Annotated in this window: 21 protein-coding genes; 13 read left to right on the top strand and 8 right to left on the bottom strand. The window is 66.3% G+C overall.

The window, feature by feature from the left end; translation table 11 throughout:
• Positions 1-32: 32 nt before the first annotated feature.
• A complete protein-coding gene (locus DN412_RS36625; RefSeq protein WP_115216013.1) occupies positions 33-794 on the bottom strand; it encodes a 16S rRNA (uracil(1498)-N(3))-methyltransferase in 762 nt (253 codons plus the stop codon).
• The gene (locus tag DN412_RS36620; RefSeq protein WP_115216012.1) at positions 794-1,210 is read right to left on the bottom strand and encodes a VOC family protein; all 417 of its coding nucleotides are present in this window, start codon (positions 1,208-1,210) and stop codon (positions 794-796) included. The genes DN412_RS36625 and DN412_RS36620 overlap by 1 nt, the downstream gene beginning before the upstream one ends.
• Before the next feature lie 305 nt (positions 1,211-1,515).
• Between DN412_RS36620 and tkt the strand changes: the two genes are divergently transcribed.
• The 4 genes from tkt (at position 1,516) to DN412_RS36605 (ending at position 6,031) form a co-directional block, all read left to right on the top strand.
• Positions 1,516-3,549: a transketolase gene (gene tkt, locus DN412_RS36615; protein ID WP_208647732.1), complete on the top strand. Its 2,034-nt coding sequence runs from the start codon at positions 1,516-1,518 to the stop codon at positions 3,547-3,549.
• Positions 3,550-3,633: 84 nt separating this feature from the next.
• Entirely contained in the window at positions 3,634-4,632 is a 999-nt protein-coding gene (gene gap, locus DN412_RS36610; protein ID WP_078197839.1) for a type I glyceraldehyde-3-phosphate dehydrogenase, read from the top strand.
• A 19-nt stretch (positions 4,633-4,651) separates the two neighbouring features.
• A complete protein-coding gene (locus DN412_RS43195) occupies positions 4,652-5,011 on the top strand; it encodes a hypothetical protein (RefSeq protein WP_133303132.1) in 360 nt (119 codons plus the stop codon).
• 24 nt (positions 5,012-5,035) lie between these two features.
• The gene (locus tag DN412_RS36605; RefSeq protein WP_078197838.1) at positions 5,036-6,031 is read left to right on the top strand and encodes a LysR family transcriptional regulator; all 996 of its coding nucleotides are present in this window, start codon (positions 5,036-5,038) and stop codon (positions 6,029-6,031) included.
• Positions 6,032-6,113: 82 nt separating this feature from the next.
• Here the strand turns inward: DN412_RS36605 and fur are convergent, their stop codons facing one another.
• Positions 6,114-6,545, bottom strand: coding sequence for a ferric iron uptake transcriptional regulator (fur, locus tag DN412_RS36600; protein WP_078197837.1), 432 nt, complete (start codon positions 6,543-6,545; stop codon positions 6,114-6,116).
• A 244-nt stretch (positions 6,546-6,789) separates the two neighbouring features.
• Here fur and DN412_RS36595 point away from each other — a divergent pair, with 244 nt between their 5' ends.
• The 9 genes from DN412_RS36595 (at position 6,790) to DN412_RS36555 (ending at position 16,663) form a co-directional block, all read left to right on the top strand.
• Positions 6,790-7,428: an outer membrane protein assembly factor BamE gene (locus DN412_RS36595; RefSeq protein ID WP_115216010.1), complete on the top strand. Its 639-nt coding sequence runs from the start codon at positions 6,790-6,792 to the stop codon at positions 7,426-7,428.
• Between the two features lie 111 nt (positions 7,429-7,539).
• Positions 7,540-8,337 carry a 4-hydroxy-tetrahydrodipicolinate reductase gene (gene dapB / locus DN412_RS36590; protein WP_115216009.1) on the top strand — a complete coding sequence of 266 codons (798 nt, stop codon included), beginning with the start codon at positions 7,540-7,542 and terminating at the stop codon, positions 8,335-8,337.
• Positions 8,338-8,518: 181 nt separating this feature from the next.
• Positions 8,519-11,140, top strand: coding sequence for a leucine--tRNA ligase (gene leuS, locus DN412_RS36585; protein WP_115216008.1), 2,622 nt, complete (start codon positions 8,519-8,521; stop codon positions 11,138-11,140).
• A gap of 33 nt (positions 11,141-11,173) precedes the next feature.
• Positions 11,174-11,689 (top strand): LPS-assembly lipoprotein LptE, encoded by a 516-nt coding sequence (locus DN412_RS36580; protein ID WP_115216007.1) that lies wholly within the window; start codon positions 11,174-11,176, stop codon positions 11,687-11,689.
• Between the two features lie 7 nt (positions 11,690-11,696).
• Positions 11,697-12,755: a DNA polymerase III subunit delta gene (holA, locus tag DN412_RS36575; RefSeq protein WP_115216006.1), complete on the top strand. Its 1,059-nt coding sequence runs from the start codon at positions 11,697-11,699 to the stop codon at positions 12,753-12,755.
• Positions 12,756-12,936: 181 nt separating this feature from the next.
• Entirely contained in the window at positions 12,937-14,217 is a 1,281-nt protein-coding gene (locus tag DN412_RS36570) for a glutamate-5-semialdehyde dehydrogenase (RefSeq protein WP_115216005.1), read from the top strand.
• Between the two features lie 52 nt (positions 14,218-14,269).
• Positions 14,270-14,692 (top strand): CopD family protein, encoded by a 423-nt coding sequence (locus tag DN412_RS36565; RefSeq protein WP_115216004.1) that lies wholly within the window; start codon positions 14,270-14,272, stop codon positions 14,690-14,692.
• A 46-nt stretch (positions 14,693-14,738) separates the two neighbouring features.
• On the top strand, positions 14,739-15,344 hold the full coding sequence (locus tag DN412_RS36560; RefSeq protein ID WP_115216003.1) for a 2-hydroxychromene-2-carboxylate isomerase: 606 nt from the start codon (positions 14,739-14,741) through the stop codon (positions 15,342-15,344).
• Between the two features lie 65 nt (positions 15,345-15,409).
• The gene (locus DN412_RS36555) at positions 15,410-16,663 is read left to right on the top strand and encodes a THUMP domain-containing class I SAM-dependent RNA methyltransferase (RefSeq protein ID WP_078197829.1); all 1,254 of its coding nucleotides are present in this window, start codon (positions 15,410-15,412) and stop codon (positions 16,661-16,663) included.
• 34 nt (positions 16,664-16,697) lie between these two features.
• Here DN412_RS36555 and DN412_RS36550 read toward each other — a convergent pair whose 3' ends face one another.
• The 5 genes from DN412_RS36550 to DN412_RS36530 all read right to left on the bottom strand — a co-directional run.
• On the bottom strand, positions 16,698-17,744 hold the full coding sequence (locus DN412_RS36550) for a response regulator (RefSeq protein ID WP_115216002.1): 1,047 nt from the start codon (positions 17,742-17,744) through the stop codon (positions 16,698-16,700).
• A 247-nt stretch (positions 17,745-17,991) separates the two neighbouring features.
• A complete protein-coding gene (locus tag DN412_RS36545; protein WP_115216001.1) occupies positions 17,992-19,467 on the bottom strand; it encodes an NAD(P)(+) transhydrogenase (Re/Si-specific) subunit beta in 1,476 nt (491 codons plus the stop codon).
• Positions 19,467-19,808, bottom strand: a complete 342-nt coding sequence (locus tag DN412_RS36540; protein ID WP_035817213.1) for an NAD(P) transhydrogenase subunit alpha part 2 — start codon at positions 19,806-19,808, stop codon at positions 19,467-19,469. Before DN412_RS36540 ends, DN412_RS36545 begins: the two co-directional genes overlap by 1 nt.
• A 157-nt stretch (positions 19,809-19,965) precedes the next feature.
• The gene (panD, locus tag DN412_RS36535) at positions 19,966-20,328 is read right to left on the bottom strand and encodes an aspartate 1-decarboxylase (protein ID WP_078197826.1); all 363 of its coding nucleotides are present in this window, start codon (positions 20,326-20,328) and stop codon (positions 19,966-19,968) included.
• Positions 20,329-20,385: 57 nt separating this feature from the next.
• Positions 20,386-20,941 (bottom strand): Rossmann-fold NAD(P)-binding domain-containing protein (locus DN412_RS36530; RefSeq protein WP_482764222.1); only part of this gene is annotated, 556 nt, incomplete at its 5' end.

Raw genomic sequence — 20,941 nt, 5'->3', positions numbered from 1 at the left:
CAAGGTGACGCGGGCCAGGATGGCCGCCGCTGTCAGAATCCGCCCAGCAAGGCGTTGAGGGTTGCCAGGCATGCCAGCCCGGCGGTTTCAGTACGCAGGATGCGGGGCCCGAGCGACACGCCGGTGAAACCCGCGTGCCGCGCGGCTTGTTCTTCCTCGGGTGCCAGGCCGCCTTCCGGGCCGATCAGCAGCGTGACGCCATCGGCCAGCAAGGCCTCGCGCCGCTCGGCGACGAATGCCGGCAAGGACTGGTCGGCGCGCGGCGACACCAGCAGCCTGGCGCCGCCAGTGCCGGCCTGCGCGGACTGCGCCAGCCACGTCTCAAAGTTAGCGACCGGAGCGACCTCCGGCAAACGATTTCGGCCACATTGCTCGCAGGCGGCCTGCACCAGCGCCTGCCAGTGCGCCTGGCGCTTCTGCGCGCGCTCGCCCGACAGGCGCACGACCGAGCGGTTTGCCTGCAGCGGCTGGATCGCGGCGACGCCCAGTTCGACCGCTTTCTCGATCAGCCAGTCCATCTTGTCGCCGCCGGCCAGGCCCTGCGCCAGCGTGACCCGGAAGGGCGGCTCGGCCTCGGCCGCGTCATGCGCGCCGATGCGCGCCAGCGCGTGGCGCTTGCCCAGTTCGACCAGCGTGGCGGCATGGCTGCCGCCGCGGCCATCGAACAGGGTGATGGCGTCGCCCGGCGCAAGGCGCAGCACCTGCGCGTGGCGCACCACCGGTTCAGGCAACGGGAAATCGGACTCGGCGGCCAGCACGGTGTCTGCGCCGCCAACGAAGAAGCGTGGTGCCATTAGCTTGCCTGGTCCAGCGGCTTGCCGAAACCCCAGCGGTAGCCGTCGGGGTCCTCAACCATGCAGTAGCGGTCGCCCCAGAACTGGTCAGCCGGCGCCATCAGGCTGACCGCGCCGGCGTCGACCGCGCGCTGGTGCATGGCGTCGACATCGTCGCAATAGACATAGAAGGTCTGCGGGCATTCCACGCCGAGCGAGCGCGGCGTGCGCGCGGTGCTGCCCCAGGCGCCCTCGGGCGCGAACATCACCACCAGTTGGCCCTGGTAGTGCATCTCGGCATGGGTCGGCACGCCATTTTCGTCGACCACGTTGCCGGCGGCAAAGCCGAAGGCGCGGCTGTAGAAGTCCAGCGCGGCACGCCCGTTGGCGACGGTCAGGTAGGGGGTGAGCCAGGGGGTGTTGGCCGGTCTGGTCATGATCGTCTCCTGATTGCGGGAAACCCGGCGCGGCTGGCGTGCCGCGCGGTGCGAGAGTGCATCTTACGCGTGCCGCGCTACGCTGTCGAAGAGCGGCACGGCGGCGGACGCGGGTGCCGCCGGGGTGAAGCATCAGGCATGTCAGGGCACGGATAGTTCCGATGCCGGGGGCGTGGGCGTGCCAGGCGGCCTGCGGTGATCGCCCGGACTGCGCCGCGGGGGCGGTCCGGGAGTCCGGAAAACCCCCTAGCTTCTGCTAAAATTGCGGTTTTCCTGCCGTCAGGCTCACGCCCGAATCCGCCAGAATGTCCGCCCTTGCCCATCCCGCCACAAGTCCTTTTGCTTCCCAGCCCGCCAAGCTGATGGCCGACGCCATCCGCGTGCTTGCCATGGACGCCGTCCAGCAGGCCAATTCAGGCCACCCCGGTGCGCCGATGGGTATGGCAGACATCGCCGTGGCGCTGTGGGGCCGGCACCTGAAGCACAACCCGAGCAACCCGCACTGGGCCGACCGCGACCGCTTCGTGCTGTCCAACGGCCACGGCTCGATGCTGATCTACGCGCTGCTGCACCTGACCGGCTACGACCTGCCGGTCGAAGAGCTGAAGAACTTCCGCCAGCTGCACAGCAAGACCGCCGGCCACCCGGAATACGGCATCACCCCGGGCGTTGAAACCACCACCGGCCCGCTCGGCCAGGGCATCACCAATGCGGTCGGCATGGCGCTGGCCGAACGCCTGCTGGGCGAGGAATTCAACCGCCCCGGCTACGACATCGTCAACCACCACACCTACGTCTTCCTGGGCGATGGCTGCCTGATGGAAGGCATCTCGCACGAGGCCTGCTCGCTGGCCGGCACGCTCAAGCTGAACAAGCTGGTTGCGCTGTGGGATGACAACGGCATCTCGATCGACGGCGACGTGGTGCACTGGTTCAACGACGATACCCCGAAGCGTTTCGAAGCCTATGGCTGGAACGTGATCCGCGGCATCGACGGCCACGACGTGGTCGCGGTCGACAACGCCATCGCGCAGGCCAAGGCCAGCGACAAGCCGACCCTGATCTGCTGCCGCACCAAGATCGGCAAGGGCGCGCCCAACAAGGAAGGCGGCCACGATGTGCACGGCGCCCCGCTGGGCGGCGCCGAGGTGCTGGCCACGCGCGAGGCGCTGGGCTGGGCCCACGCCCCGTTCGAAGTGCCGGCCGAGGTCTACGACGCCTGGGACGCCAAGGCCAACGGCCACGCCCTGGAGCGCGCCTGGAACGCGCTGTTCGAATCGTATGCCGAGCGCCACCCGTATGAGGCCGGCGAGTTCAGCCGCCGCATGAAGGGCGAGCTGCCGGGCTCGTTCGATGCCGCCGTCGACGCCTTTATCGCCAAGTGCGAGGAAAAGGCCGAGACCATCGCCACCCGCAAGGCAAGCCAGAACACCATCGAAGCCTTCGGCCCGGTGCTGCCCGAGTTCCTCGGCGGCTCGGCCGACCTGACCGGCTCGAACCTGACCAACTGGTCGGGCAGCCAGGCCGTGCGCGTGGATGCCTGGGGCAACCATATCAACTACGGCGTGCGCGAGTTCGGCATGAGCGCCATCATGAACGGCATCACGCTGCATGGTGGCTACATCCCCTATGGCGCCACCTTCCTGACGTTCTCGGACTACAGCCGCAACGCGCTGCGCATGGCGGCGCTGATGAAGATCCGCACGCTGTTCGTGTTCACCCACGACTCCATCGGCCTGGGCGAAGACGGCCCGACCCACCAGTCGATCGAGCACGTCGCCAGCCTGCGCCTGATCCCGAACATGGATGTCTGGCGTACCGCCGACACCACCGAGACCGCCGTGGCCTGGGCCGAGTCGATCCGCCGCGAGAACGGCCCGAGCTGCCTGATCTTCAGCCGCCAGAACCTGCCGTTCCAGCGCCGCGACGACGTTACCCGCGACAATATCGCGCGCGGCGGCTACGTGCTGCGTGACAGCGTCAACCCCGGGACCGGGCGCCCGGACGCCGTGATCCTGGCCACCGGCTCCGAAGTGGGCCTGGCCGTCGGCGCCGCCGACGCGCTGGCCGCCGAAGGCGTGCATGTGCGCGTGGTCTCGGTGCCGGCCACCACGGTGTTCGACAAGCAGGACACCGCCTACAAGGCCAGCGTGCTGCCGGCCGGCGTGCCGCGCGTGGCGGTCGAGGCGGGTGTGACGGACTTCTGGTGGAAGTACCAGGTCCAGGCGGTGGTGGGCATCGACACCTTTGGTGAATCGGCCCCGGCCGGCGTGCTGTTCAAGCACTTCGGCTTTACCGTCGAGAACGTGGTCCGCACGGTGAAAGACACCCTTATCTAAGCATCCGGGCGCTGGAGCCGCGCGGTGCGCCGCGCGGCAGACGCGGCGCCCACCGGTTTCAATCGATCCTCAGGAGATACAGTCATGACCATCAAGATCGGCATCAACGGCTTCGGCCGCATCGGACGCATGGTGTTCCGCGCCGCCGTCGCCAACTTCAAGGACATCGAAGTCGTTGGCATCAACGACCTGCTGGAGCCCGACTACCTGGCGTACATGCTGAAGTACGACTCGGTGCACGGCCGTTTTGACGGCGAAGTCTCGGTCGACGGCAATACCCTGGTCGTCAATGGCAAGAAGATCCGCCTGACCGCGGTCAAGGATCCGGCCGAGCTCAAGTGGGGCGAGATCGGCGCCGACGTGGTGGTCGAGTCGACCGGCATCTTCCTGACCAAGGAAGGCGCGCAGAAGCACCTCGACGCGGGCGCCAGGAAGGTGATCATGTCGGCCCCGTCCAAGGACGACACCCCGATGTTCGTGTACGGCGTGAACCACGAGTCGTACAAGGGCGAGGCGATCATCTCCAACGCCAGCTGCACCACCAACTGCCTGGCACCGGTGGCCAAGGTGCTGAACGACAAGTGGGGCATCAAGCGTGGCCTGATGACCACCGTGCACGCCGCCACCGCCACCCAGAAGACCGTTGACGGCCCGTCCAACAAGGACTGGCGCGGCGGCCGCGGCATCCTGGAAAACATCATCCCGTCGTCGACCGGCGCCGCCAAGGCCGTGGGCGTGGTGATCCCGCAGCTGAACAAGAAGCTGACCGGCATGTCGTTCCGCGTGCCGACCTCGGACGTGTCCGTGGTCGACCTGACCGTCGAACTGGAAAAGTCGGCGACGTACGAAGAAATCTGCGCCGAGATGAAGGCTCAGAGCCAGGGCGCGCTCAAGGGCGTGCTGGGCTACACCGAAGACAAGGTTGTCGCCACCGACTTCCGCGGCGATGCCCGCACCTCGATCTTCGACGCCGAAGCCGGCATCGCGCTGGACGGCACCTTCATCAAGGTCGTGAGCTGGTACGACAACGAGTGGGGCTACTCGAACAAGGTGCTGGAAATGGTTCGCGTCGCGGCCAAGTAATCCGGCAGCTTGCGTAGTAATGAAAAACGCGCCTTCGGGCGCGTTTTTCATTTTCCGACGCCGGCGGGCGCGCGTCGAATGCGGCGCCGTCCGCCAGGAAATGGTCGCCGGAGCGGATTCGTGCCGTCAGAAAAGAGTGATAAAAATGGGAGCGGCACGCCCACTATACCCCGATGCCCAGATGCATGCCGCGGCGCGGGAGATGTACGCATATGCGATCAATAGCGCGAAAAGCGCGCAATTTTTCAGAATTATGTCCTGGACAGCCATTTCAGAAATGCCGAATTTGCTTTCCGAGCTTGTTTTTTCCTCTTACACTAATAAGACGCTGTTGAAATCTGATGTGCAGCCAGTGCAAGTGGTGGGGCCATCTAGCTAAGAATAATCTGACCGAGGCCTGATCATGGTGAACGTAGACACGAAGCTCTTAGTGATCTTCACCGAACTGCTGAGCAAGCGAAACGCCACCTATGTAGCGGAAAAGATGCATATGACCGCGCCGGCGGTCTCGCACTCGCTGGGCAGGCTGCGCGAAATCTTTGACGATCCGCTTTTTATCCGCGTCCCGCACGGCCTGACGCCGACGCCGCGCGCGCTGGAACTGGGCCCCAAGATCCGCGATATGCTGGATCTGTGGTCGTCCATCAACGAGGGCGACGCCGACAATTTCGATCCGGCCGTCGCCACCGGCACGCTCAGCATCGGCTTTGCCGCTGAACTGGGCGACACGGTATTCAACCGTTTTGTGCTGCGCATCAAGCAACTGGCGCCGGACCTGCATATCAAGCTGGTCGAGTCCCATTCGTGGGAAACGGATGTCGCCTCGATGCGCGCCAATGAGCTCGACCTGGCATTTTCGCCATTCCCGACCCGCCACCCGGAAATCGTCGAGGAAATGGTGACGTCGCTGAACCTGTGGGTATGCGCGCGCAATAACCATCCGGTGCTGAAGAACCACTGCACGCTCGAGCAATACCTGGATTGCGGCCATATCTTCATGGCGCATTCCGGCGGCGCGGGCCGTCCGGCGCCGTCGCTGATCCCGCTCGACTACGCGCTGCAGCAGCGCGGCCTCAAGCGCAATGCGACGTTGACGGTACATTCCTGGCGGGCCCAGGCCGAACTGGCGGCGCAGACCGACATGATCTTCACGGTCAATGCGCTGACCAAGGACATGGCCTGCGAGACCTATGGCCTGAAGGCCTTCCCGCTGCCGGCTGAGTTGAATACCACGCTCGGCCTGAACATGTTCTGGCACCGCAGCCGCAACACCCATCCGATGCTGGTGTGGGCGCGCAGCCTGTTCCGCCAGGTGGTGGGCGAGTTTGTCGGCCTGCCGCCGGGACGCCCGGCGCGGGTGGTGACCGAGCAGGACCTGCAGGATCTGCAGGCGCCCTGAGCGGCAAGCAGCCAATAAAAAACCGGCGCCAGGCGCCGGTTTTTTATTGCTCGTCTGCGCTCCGGTAGCGGAGCGTGCGCGCTTATCGTTTGGGTCTGTGGGGACAGTTTGTCTTGGTGCAGTTGCCGTACAGCGACAGCGCGTGTTCCTGCAGGGTAAAGCCGCGCTCGCGCGCAATGCTTTGCTGGCGCTGCTCGATCTCGGAATCGAAAAATTCCTCGACCCGGCCGCAGTCGATGCACACCAGGTGATCATGGTGCTTGCCTTCGTTCAGCTCGAAAATTGCCTTGCCGGATTCGAAGTTGTTGCGCGACAGCAGTCCTGCCTGCTCGAACTGGGTCAGCACGCGGTAGACGGTGGCCAGGCCGATATCCATATGCTCGTTCAGCAGGATACGGTAGACGTCTTCCGCGCTCAGGTGCCGCTGTTCGCTGGTCTGAAAAATTTCAAGAATCTTCAGCCGGGGCACGGTCGCCTTCAGGCCGATATTCTTGAGGTCCGCCGGACTCGGCATGTGGGTGACTCCCTAGAGTACAATGTCTGGATAGTTGAATCATAAGGGTTTTGGCAGCAAAAGTCGCTCGCGGCAGCGATGCCCCATGTGGGCTTCGCGCCCCGGCAAGATTGCCGCCCCAAGTGGTTGTCGCGGCAGGCGCAATCTGCGCGTGTGGTGCAATCGGCGCATTTTGCGCCGTTTTTATGCCCGCGCAGCGGCCCTTTGCCGCGGTACTTTTCTTTCCCTCCCGGAAGCGAGATACATGCGTTCTATCCGTTCGTCCGCCATGCGCCCGACGCTGGTTGTCTCCCTGCTGGCCGCGGCCCTGCTGGCCGGCGCTTGCTCGGCCTACGATTCCACCTCGCGCAAGGTAGCCAACGCCATCACGCCGTATCGGATCAATATCGTGCAGGGCAACTTTGTCTCGCATGAGGCCGCCGCACAACTGCGTGAAGGCATGACCCGCGACCAGGTCAAGTTCCTGCTCGGTACGCCGCTGCTGACCGATGTGTTCCACGCCAACCGCTGGGACTACGTGTTCTCGTTCCGCCGCGGCAATACCCCGGTGGTGCAGCAGCGCCGCTACACGGTGTTCTTCGATGGCGATAAGCTGGTCAAGTTCGGCGGCGACGAGCTGCCGTCCGAGTATGAGCTGATTGCCGAAATCGACGGCATGAAGAAGGCGCTGAAGGAGCAGACACCGGGCAAGATTTCCACCAGCGCCGCGGCCGCCCCGGCCGAACCGCAGACCACGGTGGAAAACTTTGTGCCGCGACAGGCGCAGGAACCGGCAGGCACCACGGGTGCGGCGCAGACCACCTCCGCCGAGGCCGCAGCCCCGGCTGCCGCTCCGGCCCCGGCCCCTGCGCCGGCCGAGGCACCCAAACCGGCCGCCAACTGATCCGCGGCACGGCGTGCCGGCTGCGGCGCGCCACCAGTTTTCCGGGCCGGTCAGGCATGGCCGGCTCGTTCACTTTCCGCGCATTGCGCACATTCCGCTGAGCCAGACACCATGAACATCGCCATCGCAGGCGCATCGGGCCGCATGGGCCGCATGCTGATCGAACACGTGCTGAACACCGAGGGCGTGAGCCTGGCGGGCGCGCTGGACGTGCCGGGCTCGCCGGCGCTGGGCCAGGATGCGGGCCTGCTGCTTGGCCGCCAGACCGGCGTGGCGATCAGCGCCGACGTGGAAGCCGTGCTGGCCGGGGCGGATTGCCTGATCGACTTCACCCGCCCCGAAGGCACGCTGGCTCACGTGGCCGTGGCCAGGAAGCTGGGCGTGAAGATGGTGATCGGCACCACCGGCTTTGACGAGGCCGGCAAGGCCGCGCTGGCCGAGGCCGCCAGGTCGATCGGCATGGTCTACGCCGCCAACTTCAGCGTCGGCGTCAACGCCACCTTCAAGCTGCTGGAAGTGGCAGCCAAGCTGCTGTCGACCGGCTACGACATCGAAGTGATCGAGGCCCACCACCGCTTCAAGGTCGACGCGCCGTCAGGTACAGCGCTGAAGATGGGTGAAGTGATCGCCGAAGCGCTTGGTCGCGACCTGAAGACCTGCGCGGTCTACGCCCGCGAAGGCCACACCGGCGAGCGCGACCCCAACTCGATCGGCTTTGCCACCGTGCGCGGCGGCGATATCGTCGGCGACCACACCGTGATGTTCGCCGGCATCGGCGAGCGCATCGAGATCAGCCACAAGTCGTCGAGCCGCCAGTCGTATGCCGACGGTGCCGTGCGCGCCGCCCGCTTCCTGGCCGACAAGCCCAACGGCATGTTCGACATGCAGGACGTGCTGGGCCTGAAGTAAGGCGCCGCGGGGCGCACAGGGCCGAAACTGGCCTGCCGCCACGGTTATAATCGTCTTCTTTCGCATTGCACGCCCGGCGGGCGCCGCGCAAGCGGGCGCCCGCTGCTCACCTTCCAACGATTCCCCCGGATGCCGGCAGGCCAGTTGCCGTGCAGACGTTGTCCTGACTGCTGTCCCGACCATGCAAGACAAATACCTTCCTTCCGCCGTTGAACAAGCCGCCCGGCAGCACTGGCAAGCCATCGACGCCTATCGCGTGTCGGAGCATGCGGCCGGGGCCGACGGCAAGGAAAAGCCCAAGTTCTACGCCTGCTCGATGCTGCCGTATCCGTCGGGCAAGCTGCACATGGGCCACGTGCGCAACTACACCATCAACGACGTGATGGCGCGCTACCTGCGCATGAACGGCAACAACGTGCTGATGCCGATGGGCTGGGACGCCTTCGGCATGCCGGCCGAGAACGCGGCGCTGAACAACGGCGTGGCGCCGGCGGCCTGGACCTACGACAACATCGCTTACATGAAGAAGCAGATGCAGTCGATGGGCCTGGCGATCGACTGGTCGCGCGAGGTCGCCACCTGCAGCCCGGACTACTATCGCTGGAACCAGTGGCTGTTCCTGAAGATGCTGGAAAAGGGCATCGCTTACCGCAAGACCGGCACCGTCAACTGGGACCCGGTGGACCAGACCGTGCTGGCCAACGAGCAGGTCATCGACGGGCGCGGCTGGCGCTCCGGCGCGGTGGTGGAAAAGCGCGAGATCCCGATGTACTACCTGCGCATCACCGAGTATGCGGAGGAACTGCTGGGCGACCTGGACCAGCTGGGCTGGCCCGAGCGCGTCAAGGTGATGCAGCAGAACTGGATCGGCAAGAGCGTGGGCGTGCGCTTTGCGTTCCCGCACGACATCCCGGGCGAGGACGGCAAGCCGATCAATGACGGCAAGCTGTACGTGTTCACCACGCGCGCCGACACCATCATGGGCGTGACCTTCTGCGCGGTTGCCGCCGAGCACCCGCTGGCCACGCATGCCGCGCTGAACAATCCTGAACTGGCCGCCTTCATCGACGAATGCAAGCACGGCTCGGTCATGGAAGCCGACATGGCGACCATGGAGAAGAAGGGCATGCCGACCGGCCTGCAGGTGGTGCACCCGCTGACCGGCGAAAAGGTCGACGTGTGGGTCGGCAACTACGTGCTGATGAGCTACGGCGACGGCGCCGTGATGGGCGTGCCATCGCATGATGAGCGCGACTTCGCTTTCGCACTGAAGTACAAGCTGCCGATTAAGCAAGTCATCGACGTCAAGGGCCAGGCCTACTCGACCGAAGCCTGGCAGGAATGGTACGGCGACAAGGAAAACGGCACCTGCATCCATAGCGGCAAGTATGACGGCCTTGGCTACCAGGCCGCGGTCGAAGCGATCGCCGCCGACCTGGGCGCCAAGGGCATCGGCGAGAAGAAGATCACCTGGCGCCTGCGCGACTGGGGCATCTCGCGCCAGCGCTACTGGGGCACGCCGATCCCGCTGATCCACTGCGACAGCTGCGGCGTGGTGCCGGTGCCTGAGCAGGACCTGCCGGTGGTGCTGCCCGAAGAACTGGTGCCGGACGGCACCGGCAACCCGCTGGCCAAGGATGCGCGCTTCCTGCAGTGCACCTGCCCGTCGTGCGGCAAGCCGGCGCGCCGCGAGACCGACACGATGGATACCTTCATCGATTCGTGCTGGTACTACATGCGCTATACCTGCCCGGACGCGACCACCATGGTCGATGCCCGCAACGACTACTGGATGCCGATGGACCAGTACATCGGCGGCATCGAGCACGCGATCCTGCATCTGCTGTACGCGCGCTTCTGGACCAAGGTCATGCGCGACCTGGGCCTGGTCAAGTTCGACGAGCCCTTCACCAACCTGCTGACGCAGGGCATGGTGCTCAACGAGACCTACTACCGCGAAGACGCCTCGGGCAAGAAGCACTGGTACAACCCGGCCGAGGTCGACCTGCGGACCGACGAGCGCGGCCGCCCGGTGGGCGCCACGCTGATCGCCGACGGCCAGCCGGTGGTGATCGGCGGCGTCGAGAAGATGTCGAAGTCCAAGAACAATGGCATCGACCCGCAGGCGCTGATCGACCAGTACGGCGCGGACACCGCGCGCCTGTTCGTGATGTTCGCCGCGCCGCCGGAGCAGCAGCTTGAGTGGAGCGGTTCGGGCGTGGAGGGTGCCTCGCGCTTCCTGCGCCGCGTGTGGAACTATGGCTTTGCCAACGCCGCAGCCATCCGCGACGGCGCCGCCGGCAATCCGGCTGCCGACGACGCAGAACTGCGCCGCGAGATCCACGGCGTGCTCAAGCAGGCCAACTACGATTACCAGCGCATCCAGTACAACACCGTGGTGTCCGCCACGATGAAGATGCTGAACGCGCTGGACGATGCCAAGACCGCCTCGCCGGCCGCGCGCCGCGAGTGCTTCGGCATCCTGCTGCGCGTGCTGTACCCGGTGGTGCCGCACATCACCCACGGCCTGTGGGAGCAGCTGGGCTACGCCGCCGAAGCCGGCGACCTGCTCGACGCACCGTGGCCGCAGGTCGATGAGGCCGCGCTGGTGCGCAGCGAGATCGAACTGGTGCTGCAGATCAACGGCAAGGTGCGCGGCAGCATCACCGTGCCCGCCGACGCCGACCGCGCCGCCATCGAGGCAACCGCGGCCGCCAGCGAGACCGTGGCCAAGTTTGCCGAGGGCAAGGCGCCGAAGAAGATCGTGGTGGTGCCTGGCCGCCTGGTCAACGTGGTGTTGTAAGCTGCCCCGGAACCTGACAAGGAATCGCCAAGAATGAAGCGACTGAACATGGGGCGCCGCAAGGTGCTCGCGGCAATGCTGGCGGTGCCGGCAATGGGCCTGTTGGCCGGCTGCGGCTTCCACATGCGCGGCAACTCGGATTTCGCCTTCAAGCGGCTCTATATCGGGATTCCGCCCAACACGCTGATGGGCGCGGACCTGCGCCGCGCCATCCGCGGCGGCTCCGACACCCAGGTGGTGGTCGACCAGAAAGAGGCCGACGCCCTGCTGGACGTGCTGCAGGACACCCGCACCAAGACGATCCTGTCGATCACGACCGAAGGCGTGGTGCGTGAATACCGCCTGACGCAGCGTTTCACCTTCCGCCTGCGCGACCCCGCCGGCAAGGAACTGATTCCGCCGTCGCAGCTGATCCTGACGCGCGACCTGACCTACAACGAAGCCAACACGCTGGCCAAGGACTACGAAGAGCAGCAGCTGTACCGCGACATGCAGCGCGATATCGTACAGCAGCTGATGCGCCGGCTGGCCGCCGTCAAGGCGATCTGATCACGGCATGCAGCTCAAGCTCGACGGGCTCGACGCGCACCTGAGGCAGGCGAAGGCCAAGGGCCTGGCGCCGCTGTACGTGGTGCATGGCGACGAACACCTGCTGGTGCTGGAAGCCGTCGACCGCCTGCGCGCGGCCGCGCGCGAAGCCGGCTTCTCCGAACGCGAGGTGCTGGTCGCCGAGCGCGGTTTCCACTGGGGCCAGCTGGTCGAGGCGCAGCAGTCCATGTCGCTCTTCGGCGACCGCAAGATCGTCGAGCTACGCATCCCGTCGGGCAAGCCCGGCAAGGACGGCGGCGAGGCGCTGCGCGCCGTGACCGCCCAGCCGTCGCCCGACGTGGTGTTGCTGGTGACGCTGCCGCGGCTGGATTTTGCCGCGTCCAAGTCGGCCTGGTTCCAGGCGCTGGAAGGCGCCGGCGTGTCGATCAAGGTCGACACCGTGGACCGCACCCGGCTGCCGGCCTGGGTCGGCGAGCGGCTGTCGCTGCAGCAGCAGCGCGTGGAGGGCGGCGAGCCCGGCCGGCGTGCGCTGCAGTTCATTGCCGACAAGGTCGAAGGCAACCTGCTGGCGGCGCACCAGGAAATCCAGAAGCTGGGGCTGCTGTACCCGCCCGGCGAACTCAGCTTCGACCAGGTGCACGATGCGGTGCTGAACGTGGCCCGCTACGATGTCTTCAAGCTGTCGGAATCGATGCTTTCGGGCGACGTGCCGCGGCTGGTGCGCATGCTCGAAGGGCTGCGCGGCGAGGGCGAGGCCACGGTGCTGGTGCTGTGGGCGCTGACCGAGGAAATTCGCGTATTATCCAAGGTCCGGCAAGGGCTGGCGGCCGGCAAGCCGGCGGGCGTGCTGATGCGCGAACTGCGCGTCTGGGGCCCGCGCGAGCGCCTGGTGCCGCAGGCCGCGCAGCGCCTGGCGCTGCCAAGGCTGGAAGCGGCGCTGGCGCTGGCCGCGCGGCTGGATCGCCAGGTCAAGGGCCTGTCGGACCTGCCGCCACCGGGCAGCGCGCCACTGCCGGCCGAGCCATGGGACGGCCTGCAGCAGCTGGCGCTGATGATCGCGCGCTGAGGGTTGCTTCCCGCAAGGTTTGCTCCCCTCTCCCGCTTGCGGGAGAGGGGCCGGGGGAGAGGGCAGGCGGTGGATCAGGCGACTTCGCCCATGGATGCTCCGGCCCTCTCCCCCAACCCCTCTCCCGCGCGCGGGAGAGGGGAGGAACACACACTGACGGCCAATCCCCAGGGCCACTGACATGAACGAGCTCGACCTCAACCAATACATGGACCGCGTCGGCCGCCAGGCCCGCGCGGCATCGCGCGCCATGGCGCGCGCCTCCACCGCCGACAAGAACCGTGCGCTGCTGACCATCGCCGCGGCCATCCGCCGCGATGCCGACAAGCTCAAGGCGGTCAACGCGCGCGATGTCGAGCGCGCCCGCGCCAACGGCCAGGACGACGCCTTTGTCGACCGCCTGACGCTGTCGGACAAGGCCATCGTCACCATGGCCGCCGGCCTGGAGCAGATTGCCGCGCTGGCTGACCCGATCGGCGAGATCTCGAACATGAAGTTCCGCCCGACCGGCATCCAGGTCGGGCAGATGCGCGTGCCGCTGGGCGTGATCGGCATCATCTACGAGTCGCGCCCGAACGTGACCATCGACGCCGCGGCGCTGTGCCTGAAATCGGGCAACGCCACTATCCTGCGCGGTGGTTCCGAGGCGATCGAATCCAATACCGCGCTGGCGGCACTGGTGGCCGAGGGCCTGTCCGCGGCCGGCCTGCCGTCCGAGGCGGTGCAGGTGATCGAGACCACTGACCGCGCCGCGGTGGGCCGGCTGATCACCATGACCGAGTATGTCGACGTGATCGTGCCGCGCGGCGGCAAGAGCCTGATCGCGCGGCTGATGGAAGAAGCCCGCGTGCCGATGATCAAGCACCTGGACGGCATCTGCCACGTCTATATCGACGCCGATGCCGACCTGGACAAGGCCGTGCGCGTCTGCGACAACGCCAAGACCCAGCGCTATGCGCCGTGCAACACCATGGAGACGTTGCTGGTGTCGCAGGATGTCGCCGCCGCCGCGCTGCCGCCGCTGTGCCGCATCTACCAGGAGAAGGGCGTCGAGCTGCGCGTGTGCCCGGCCACCCGCGCCACGCTGGAAGCGGCGGGCTTCACCGGCCTGGTCGATGCCGCAGAGGAAGACTGGCGCCTGGAATACCTGGCACCGATCCTCGCCATCAAGACCGTCGCGGGGCTGGACGAGGCCGTCGCCCATATCAACGAATACGGCTCGCACCATACCGATTCGATCATCACCGAGAACTACTCGGCGGGCATGCGCTTTATCCGCGAGGTCGATTCGGCCAGCGTGATGATCAATGCCTCGACCCGCTTTGCCGATGGCTTCGAGTACGGCCTGGGCGCCGAGATCGGCATCTCCAACGACAAGCTGCACGCACGCGGGCCGGTCGGGCTGGAAGGGCTGACCTCGCTCAAGTACGTGGTGTTCGGGCACGGCGAGATCCGCACCTGACCTGCACCGACGGCGCCAACAATAACAACCGTTCTCACACGCCTGCCTGCCGATGCTCTGGGTCAAAGCGCTGCATATCGTCTTCGTGGTCTCGTGGTTCGCCGGCCTGTTCTACCTGCCGCGCATCTTCGTCAACCTGGCGCTGGAAAGCGATGCCGCCAGCACGCAGCGCCTGTTGCTGATGGCGCGCAAGCTGTTCCGCTTCATGACCATGCTGGCGGTGCCGGCGGTGGTGTTCGGGCTGTGGCTGTACCTGGGCTACGGCATCGGCCGCGGCGCGGGGCAGGGCTGGATGCATGCCAAGCTGGCGCTGGTGCTGGTGCTGATCGGCTATCACCACGGCTGCGGCGTACTGCTGCGCAAGTTCGAGGCGGGATGCAATACGCGCTCGCACAAGTTCTATCGCTGGTTCAATGAGCTGCCGGTGCTGGTGTTGCTGGCGGTGGTGATCCTGGTCGTGGTCAAGCCGTTCTGAGCCTGGCCTTCTTTACATTGCTGCCAATACTGTTGCGGAAACCGAGATGAGCAAGCTGGTTGACTATTACCTGACGCCGCAGTCGCCGTTCGTCTACCTGGGCCATGCGCGCTTTGCCGCCATCGCCGAGCGCCACGGCGCGCAGGTGAACCTAAAGCCGTGCGACCTGGGCAAGGTGTTTTCCGTCTCCGGCGGGCTGCCGTTGTCGCAGCGCCCGCCGCAGCGGCAGGCCTATCGCCTGGTGGAGCTGGCGCGCTGGAGCGCATTCCTGGACGTGCCGCTGCATCCGCAGCCGACGCATTTCCCCGTCTCCGGCGACGCGGCCAGCAAGCTGATCATCGCGGCCCAACTGGCGCACGGCACCGCGCGCGCCATGCAGCTGACCGGTGCGATTGGCGCGGCGGTGTGGGCGCAGCAGCGCAATATCGCCGATGCCGCCACGCTGGCGCAGATCGCCGACGAGACCGGCGTGGACGGCGGCAGCCTGCTCAAGGCCAGCGAAGGGCAGTCGGTGCAGGCGGCTTATGCGCAGAATACCCAGGACGCCATCTCGGCCGGCGTGTTCGGCGCGCCGTGGTACGTTCACGACGGCCAGCCCTTCTGGGGCCAGGACCGCCTCGACTTCCTCGACCGCGCGCTAGCGGCAGGTTGATCTAAGCTATCGGATATATCCCCGTCCGCCGCGGCGGACGTTTTTGTTTGCAGGAATCCCATCTCATGACCCAAGCCTACTTTGCCCCTTGCCCGCGCGGCCTGGAGAGCGCGCTCGCCGAAGAACTGCGCGAGATCGCCGCCATGCCGGGCATGGCCGCGCTGGCGCCGTTCACGGTGCACCAGGAGGTGCCGGGCGGCGTCAATTTCTCGGGCGAGATGGCCGCCGCCTATGCGGTTAACCTGCATTCGCGCATTGCCAGCCGGGTGCTGATGCGCGTGGCCGCGCGCGGCTACCGCCATGAGGACGACATCTATACGCTTGCGCGCGGCGTGCGCTGGGACCAGTGGTTTTCGCCCGATGAATCGCTGCGCGTGGATATTACGTCGCACAAGTCGCCGCTGCGCAGCCTGAATTTCACCGCGTTGCGCGTCAAGGACGGGGTCTGCGACGCCATGCGCGAGCGCCTGGGGGCACGGCCCAGCGTCGATACCGTCAGCCCGGATGTGCGCATCTATGCTCATCTGACCGAGCACGACTGCACGCTGTACCTGGACACCACCGGCGAGCCGCTGTTCAAGCGCGGCTGGCGCACCGAGAAGGGCGAGGCGCCGCTGAAAGAGAACCTGGCTGCCGGCATCCTGCGGCTGGCGGGCTGGGTGCCGGGCCAGATTTCCCGGCCCTTCTACGACCCGATGTGCGGCAGCGGCACCTTTCTGATCGAGGCCGCACAGGTGGCGCTGGGCATCGCCCCGGGCGGCAGCCGCAGCTTTGCCTTCGAATGGCTCAAGGGCATGGATACCAAGGCCTGGCAGAAGCTGAAGTCGGACGCGCAGCGCGCCCGCATGTTGGCCTCGGCCGATGCGCTGCAGGTGGTCGGCTCGGACATCTCCACCGACATGCTGGCGATCACGCGCGCCAACTGGGAACGCGCCGGCCTGCCGGGCGAGGCCCGCACCAAGCAGGTGGACGCGCGCTTCGTGCAGCCGCCTTATGAGGAACCGGGCTTGCTGTTGATGAATCCCCCGTACGGCGAGCGCATCGCGGTGCGTGGGCAGCGCCGCGCGCCCGAGGACGAGATGCCGCGCGACGAGGTGGAAGAGGCCGCCGCCAACCAGTTTGCCAGCGCCTTTGCCACCACCCTGAAGCAGCATTTCTCGGGCTGGCAGGCGTGGGTGTTTACCGGCGACCTGGGCTTCCCGCGGCGGCTGCGGCTCAAGGAATCGCGCCGCACGCCGCTCTACAACGGCAATATCGAATGCCGGCTGTTCCGCTTTGACATGGTGCGCGGCGCCAACCGGGCGCCGCAGGCGGACTGACGGCGCCTGCGGCGCCGGGCCCCTGGGTGGGCGGTCAGGGGCGCTTGCGCCCCGTCAATGCGTCCGGATTGCGGCTGAAGTCCGCCAGGAAGCCCTGCAGGCTGACCACCGGCTCCTGCAGCAGGTGGCGCGGCAGGTCGAACAGCGCGTAGAAGAATTCTTCATTGCCTTCGCAGCGCTCGGCCGGCAGGCAGTATTGCTCCCAGTCCACGCAGGCCGGCGTGTACATGCCGTTGCCGGGCCAGAAGAACGGCACCAGCCGGCCTTCGCGCAGGCCTTCGATCAGCGCGGCGGGGGCGTCGTAGGCTTCGGCCGATTCCACCTGCGTCATTAGCCCGGCGCGGGTCTCGATCACCATCAGCGTGGCATGGCCCTGTGCGGTCAGCAGCAGGATGCCGGCGGGGTTGGGGTACAGGTAGTATTCGACAAAGCCATAGCGCGCGATGAGCTGGCGCACGCGCTCGGTGATGGCAGGATCAGACAGGAACGAGAACGAATGCCGCGTCAGCAGCTCGCGCAGCGTGCGCGACAGCGTGGCGAAGTACGCCTGCTGCATGGCTTCGATTTCCTGGTCCAGCCGCTCCACCATATTGCTGTCGTGCTTCTTCACGTAGCGGTCGATCAGGCCGTGGTTGAAGCCCTGCACGGCAATGCTCTCGTCGGCGGTGCCGGTCAGCAGGATGGTCTTGCAGGGCAGATCCTGCAGCGCCTGGCAGAACTCGAGCCCGTCCATCTGCGGCATCGAATAGTCGACCACCACCACGCCCGGCTGCAGGAAGCGCTTGAAGTCGTGGACCTGGCGGTAGATGCGGTCGATGTCGAGCTGCACCGTGCGCCGCTCGGTCAGGAAGGTCAGGTCGTCGTGCGTTACGCGCACCGGCAGGAAGCCCGGGAAGCGGGTGGCATAGGCTTCGCGAATCCATTGCAGCGCTTCCCGCGGGTCGGTGAAGGTGATCACCGCGCGCGAGGCATCCATCTGGAACGCCAGGCTGTCGATGAAGGACTTGCTGTCATCCACAAGGACAGTCAGGACCGGGTGATGGAAGACCGACAGGTTCCTGTCGTGCGGATTGAAGGTCATGGAGCGGCGGGCAGGGGTTCGGCACAAGCGTGGCGCAAGCTGCAAGCCAGCGTGCGCATTCGCAGGCCAGTATAGCGCGCCACGGCTGCCTTGCAAGGCACGCCTTGCTGGCGTGGCGGCTTGCGGCAGGGCAGCAAAGGGAGGCGGCGGAAGTCCGGGGAGGATCGTGAAGGATCCGCGCGGCGGGAACGGCCCGCGGCAGGGCCGGGAAGGCCCCGGCCTGCGCGGGCACGGCGGGGTTCCGGCCTTAGTCGACCGCCTTGAACATGTCTTCGACCACCTTCTTGGCGTCGCCGAACACCATCATGGTCTTGTCCATATAGAACAGCTCGTTGTCCAGCCCGGCGTAGCCGGCGGCCATCGAACGCTTGTTCACAATGATGGTCTTGGCCTTGTAGGCCTCCAGGATCGGCATGCCGGCGATCGGCGACTTGGGGTCGTTCTTGGCCGCCGGGTTGACCACGTCGTTGGCGCCCAGCACCAGCACCACGTCGGCCTGGCCGAACTCGCTGTTGATGTCTTCCATCTCGAAGACCTGGTCGTACGGCACCTCGGCCTCGGCCAGCAGCACGTTCATATGGCCCGGCATGCGGCCCGCCACCGGGTGGATCGCGTACTTCACGTTCACGCCCTTTTCCGCCAGCTTCTCGGTCAGTTCCTTGAGCGCGTGTTGGGCGCGCGCCACGGCCAGGCCGTAGCCCGGCACGATGATCACGGTCTCGGCATTGCCCATCAGGAAGGCGGCGTCGTCCGCCGAGCCCGACTTCACATTGCGCTGCGCCTGCGCGCCGGCGGCCGCACCAGCCGACGCGTCGCCGCCGAAGCCGCCCAGGATCACGTTGAAGAACGAGCGGTTCATCGCCTTGCACATGATGTACGAGAGGATGGCACCGGACGAACCCACCAGCGAGCCCGCGATGATCAGCATCGGGTTGTTCAGCGAGAAACCGATGCCTGCCGCCGCCCAGCCCGAGTACGAGTTCAGCATCGACACCACCACCGGCATGTCGGCGCCGCCGATCGGGATGATGATGAGCACGCCCAGCACGAAGGCAATCGCCAGCATGATCAGGAACGGCAGCCAGTCCTGCGACATGAAGAAGATGACGCCGAAGCCCACCATCGCCACCGCCAGCAGCAGGTTCAGCCAGTGCTGGCCCGCAAACACCACCGGCGCGCCCTGGAACAGGCGGAACTTGTAGCGGCCGGCCAGCTTGCCGAAGGCGATCACCGAGCCCGAGAACGTGATCGCGCCGACGAAGCAGCCGATAAAGAGCTCGATGCGGTTGCCCAGCGGGATCAGGTGCGAGCCCGCCGGCGCGATGCCGAACGCGGCCGGCTCGGCCACCGCCGCCACCGCGATGAACACTGCCGCGAGACCGATCAGCGAGTGCATCGCCGCGACCAGCTCGGGCATCTTGGTCATCTGCACCTGCTTCGCCACGTAGGCGCCGATGCCGCCGCCGACCACGAGCGCGCCGAAGATCAGCGCCAGGCCCGTGCCCACCGACGACTGGGCCGTACCCGCCGCGAGGAACTCATTCTTCAGCTTGACAATCAGGACCAGCGTGGTCACCACGGCAAGCGCCATGCCGATCATGCCGAAGGCATTGCCCTTGCGCGCCGAGGCCGGGTGCGACAGCCCCTTGAGCGCCTGGATAAAGCACACCGAGGCCACCAGGTAGAGCAGGGTGACGAGGTTCATGCTGACAAGGCCCGTCATCACGCGCCCTCCTTGGCCAGTGCCGGCTTGGCCTCAGGCGCCTTGGCCTTCGGTTCCTTCTTCTTGAACATCTCCAGCATGCGCTGGGTGACCAGGAAGCCGCCGAACACATTGACCGCGGCCAGTGCCACCGCCAGCGTGCCCATCACGCGCCCGACACCGCCTTCGGTCAGGCCCGCGGCGAGCATCGCGCCAACGATGATGATGGCCGATATCGCGTTGGTCACCGCCATCAGGGGCGTATGCAGGGCCGGCGTGACCGTCCAGACCACGTGGTAACCCACGTAGATCGCCAGCACGAAGATGATCAGGTTGATCACCGTGTGGTTCACCATCTCCATCGACTTCTCCTCCGTTGCTTTGAATCCGGGATGCGGCGTTTTGCTGTGTTCTTTTTGCTGCGTGACGGCGCGCCAAGGGTCAGCGGCTCTGCATGACCGATGGCGTGCTCCCTCTCCCGCTTGCGGGAGGGGGGAGCCAACCCTCAGGGCTTGCTGCTCAGAACTTCTTGATTTCCTTGATGCCGTTCTTCTCGTTCACCAGGATGACCTTGGGCTTGTACGTGGCGATTTCCTCGTCGCTCATCGGCGCGTAGGTGCAGATGATCAGCTGGTCGCCCAGGTGCGCGCGGCGCGCCGCGGCGCCGTTCAGCGAGATCTCGCCGCTGCCGCGCTCGCCCTTGATGATGTAGGTGGAGAAGCGTTCGCCGTTGTTCACGTTGTACAGCTCAATCTTCTCAAACTCCTTCATGTCGGCAGCGTCCAGCAGGTCCTGGTCGATGCCGCACGAACCCTCGTAGTTGAGGTCCGCCTGCGTCACGGTGACGCGGTGGAGCTTGGCGCGGAGCATGATGCGTTGCATGGGTGATACGTCCTTATTTTTGATGCAAAAGCAGTGGGCGCGCTGCGCCCGTGGAAATTACGCCGCCTCGCGCACAACCTGGCCGTCCCTGCACATCAGGCAGGCCGCGACGATGTCGTCTTCAAGGTTCAACGTGAACTGGGCGTCCTTGTCGACGACCAGCTTGAGGAAATCCAGCACGTTGCGGGCATAGAGCGCCGAGGCGTCGGCCGCCACCATGCTGGCCAGGTTGGTGTGCCCGATGATGATGACGCCGTTGTGGTTGACCACCTCGTCGGCCACCGTCAGCGGGCAGTTGCCGCCCTGCGCGGCGGCCAGGTCCACCACCACCGAGCCCGGCTTCATCTGCTGCACGGTCGCTTCCTGCAGCAGCACCGGCGCCTTGCGGCCCGGGATCAGCGCCGTGGTGATGACGATGTCGGCCTGGATCGCGCGCTGGTGCACCAGCTCGGCCTGGCGCTTCATCCAGTCCGGCGGCATCGGGCGCGCGTAGCCGCCCACGCCCTGCGCGATCTCGCGCTCTTCATCGGTCAGGAACGGCACGTCGAGGAACTTGCCGCCCAGCGATTCGATCTGCTCCTTGACCGCGGGGCGCACGTCGGAGGCCTCGATC

This window comes from Cupriavidus lacunae, assembly GCF_003353055.1.
GTDB classification, from domain to species: Bacteria; Pseudomonadota; Gammaproteobacteria; order Burkholderiales; family Burkholderiaceae; genus Cupriavidus; species Cupriavidus lacunae.
Note: the sequence above shows the minus strand (reverse complement) of the source record. Positions and strands in the feature narration are given on the sequence as shown.

What these genes read in the sequence shown, in the direction of transcription:
- DN412_RS36625 (WP_115216013.1), bottom strand. Translation starts at nt 794, where the DNA reads ATGGCACCACGCTTCTTCGTTGGCGGCGCAGACACCGTGCTGGCCGCC.
- DN412_RS36620 (WP_115216012.1), bottom strand. Translation starts at nt 1,210, where the DNA reads ATGACCAGACCGGCCAACACCCCCTGGCTCACCCCCTACCTGACCGTC.
- tkt (WP_208647732.1), top strand. Translation starts at nt 1,516, where the DNA reads ATGTCCGCCCTTGCCCATCCCGCCACAAGTCCTTTTGCTTCCCAGCCC.
- gap (WP_078197839.1), top strand. Translation starts at nt 3,634, where the DNA reads ATGACCATCAAGATCGGCATCAACGGCTTCGGCCGCATCGGACGCATG.
- DN412_RS43195 (WP_133303132.1), top strand. Translation starts at nt 4,652, where the DNA reads ATGAAAAACGCGCCTTCGGGCGCGTTTTTCATTTTCCGACGCCGGCGG.
- DN412_RS36605 (WP_078197838.1), top strand. Translation starts at nt 5,036, where the DNA reads ATGGTGAACGTAGACACGAAGCTCTTAGTGATCTTCACCGAACTGCTG.
- fur (WP_078197837.1), bottom strand. Translation starts at nt 6,545, where the DNA reads ATGCCGAGTCCGGCGGACCTCAAGAATATCGGCCTGAAGGCGACCGTG.
- DN412_RS36595 (WP_115216010.1), top strand. Translation starts at nt 6,790, where the DNA reads ATGCGTTCTATCCGTTCGTCCGCCATGCGCCCGACGCTGGTTGTCTCC.
- dapB (WP_115216009.1), top strand. Translation starts at nt 7,540, where the DNA reads ATGAACATCGCCATCGCAGGCGCATCGGGCCGCATGGGCCGCATGCTG.
- leuS (WP_115216008.1), top strand. Translation starts at nt 8,519, where the DNA reads ATGCAAGACAAATACCTTCCTTCCGCCGTTGAACAAGCCGCCCGGCAG.
- DN412_RS36580 (WP_115216007.1), top strand. Translation starts at nt 11,174, where the DNA reads ATGAAGCGACTGAACATGGGGCGCCGCAAGGTGCTCGCGGCAATGCTG.
- holA (WP_115216006.1), top strand. Translation starts at nt 11,697, where the DNA reads ATGCAGCTCAAGCTCGACGGGCTCGACGCGCACCTGAGGCAGGCGAAG.
- DN412_RS36570 (WP_115216005.1), top strand. Translation starts at nt 12,937, where the DNA reads ATGAACGAGCTCGACCTCAACCAATACATGGACCGCGTCGGCCGCCAG.
- DN412_RS36565 (WP_115216004.1), top strand. Translation starts at nt 14,270, where the DNA reads ATGCTCTGGGTCAAAGCGCTGCATATCGTCTTCGTGGTCTCGTGGTTC.
- DN412_RS36560 (WP_115216003.1), top strand. Translation starts at nt 14,739, where the DNA reads ATGAGCAAGCTGGTTGACTATTACCTGACGCCGCAGTCGCCGTTCGTC.
- DN412_RS36555 (WP_078197829.1), top strand. Translation starts at nt 15,410, where the DNA reads ATGACCCAAGCCTACTTTGCCCCTTGCCCGCGCGGCCTGGAGAGCGCG.
- DN412_RS36550 (WP_115216002.1), bottom strand. Translation starts at nt 17,744, where the DNA reads ATGACCTTCAATCCGCACGACAGGAACCTGTCGGTCTTCCATCACCCG.
- DN412_RS36545 (WP_115216001.1), bottom strand. Translation starts at nt 19,467, where the DNA reads ATGACGGGCCTTGTCAGCATGAACCTCGTCACCCTGCTCTACCTGGTG.
- DN412_RS36540 (WP_035817213.1), bottom strand. Translation starts at nt 19,808, where the DNA reads ATGGAGATGGTGAACCACACGGTGATCAACCTGATCATCTTCGTGCTG.
- panD (WP_078197826.1), bottom strand. Translation starts at nt 20,328, where the DNA reads ATGCAACGCATCATGCTCCGCGCCAAGCTCCACCGCGTCACCGTGACG.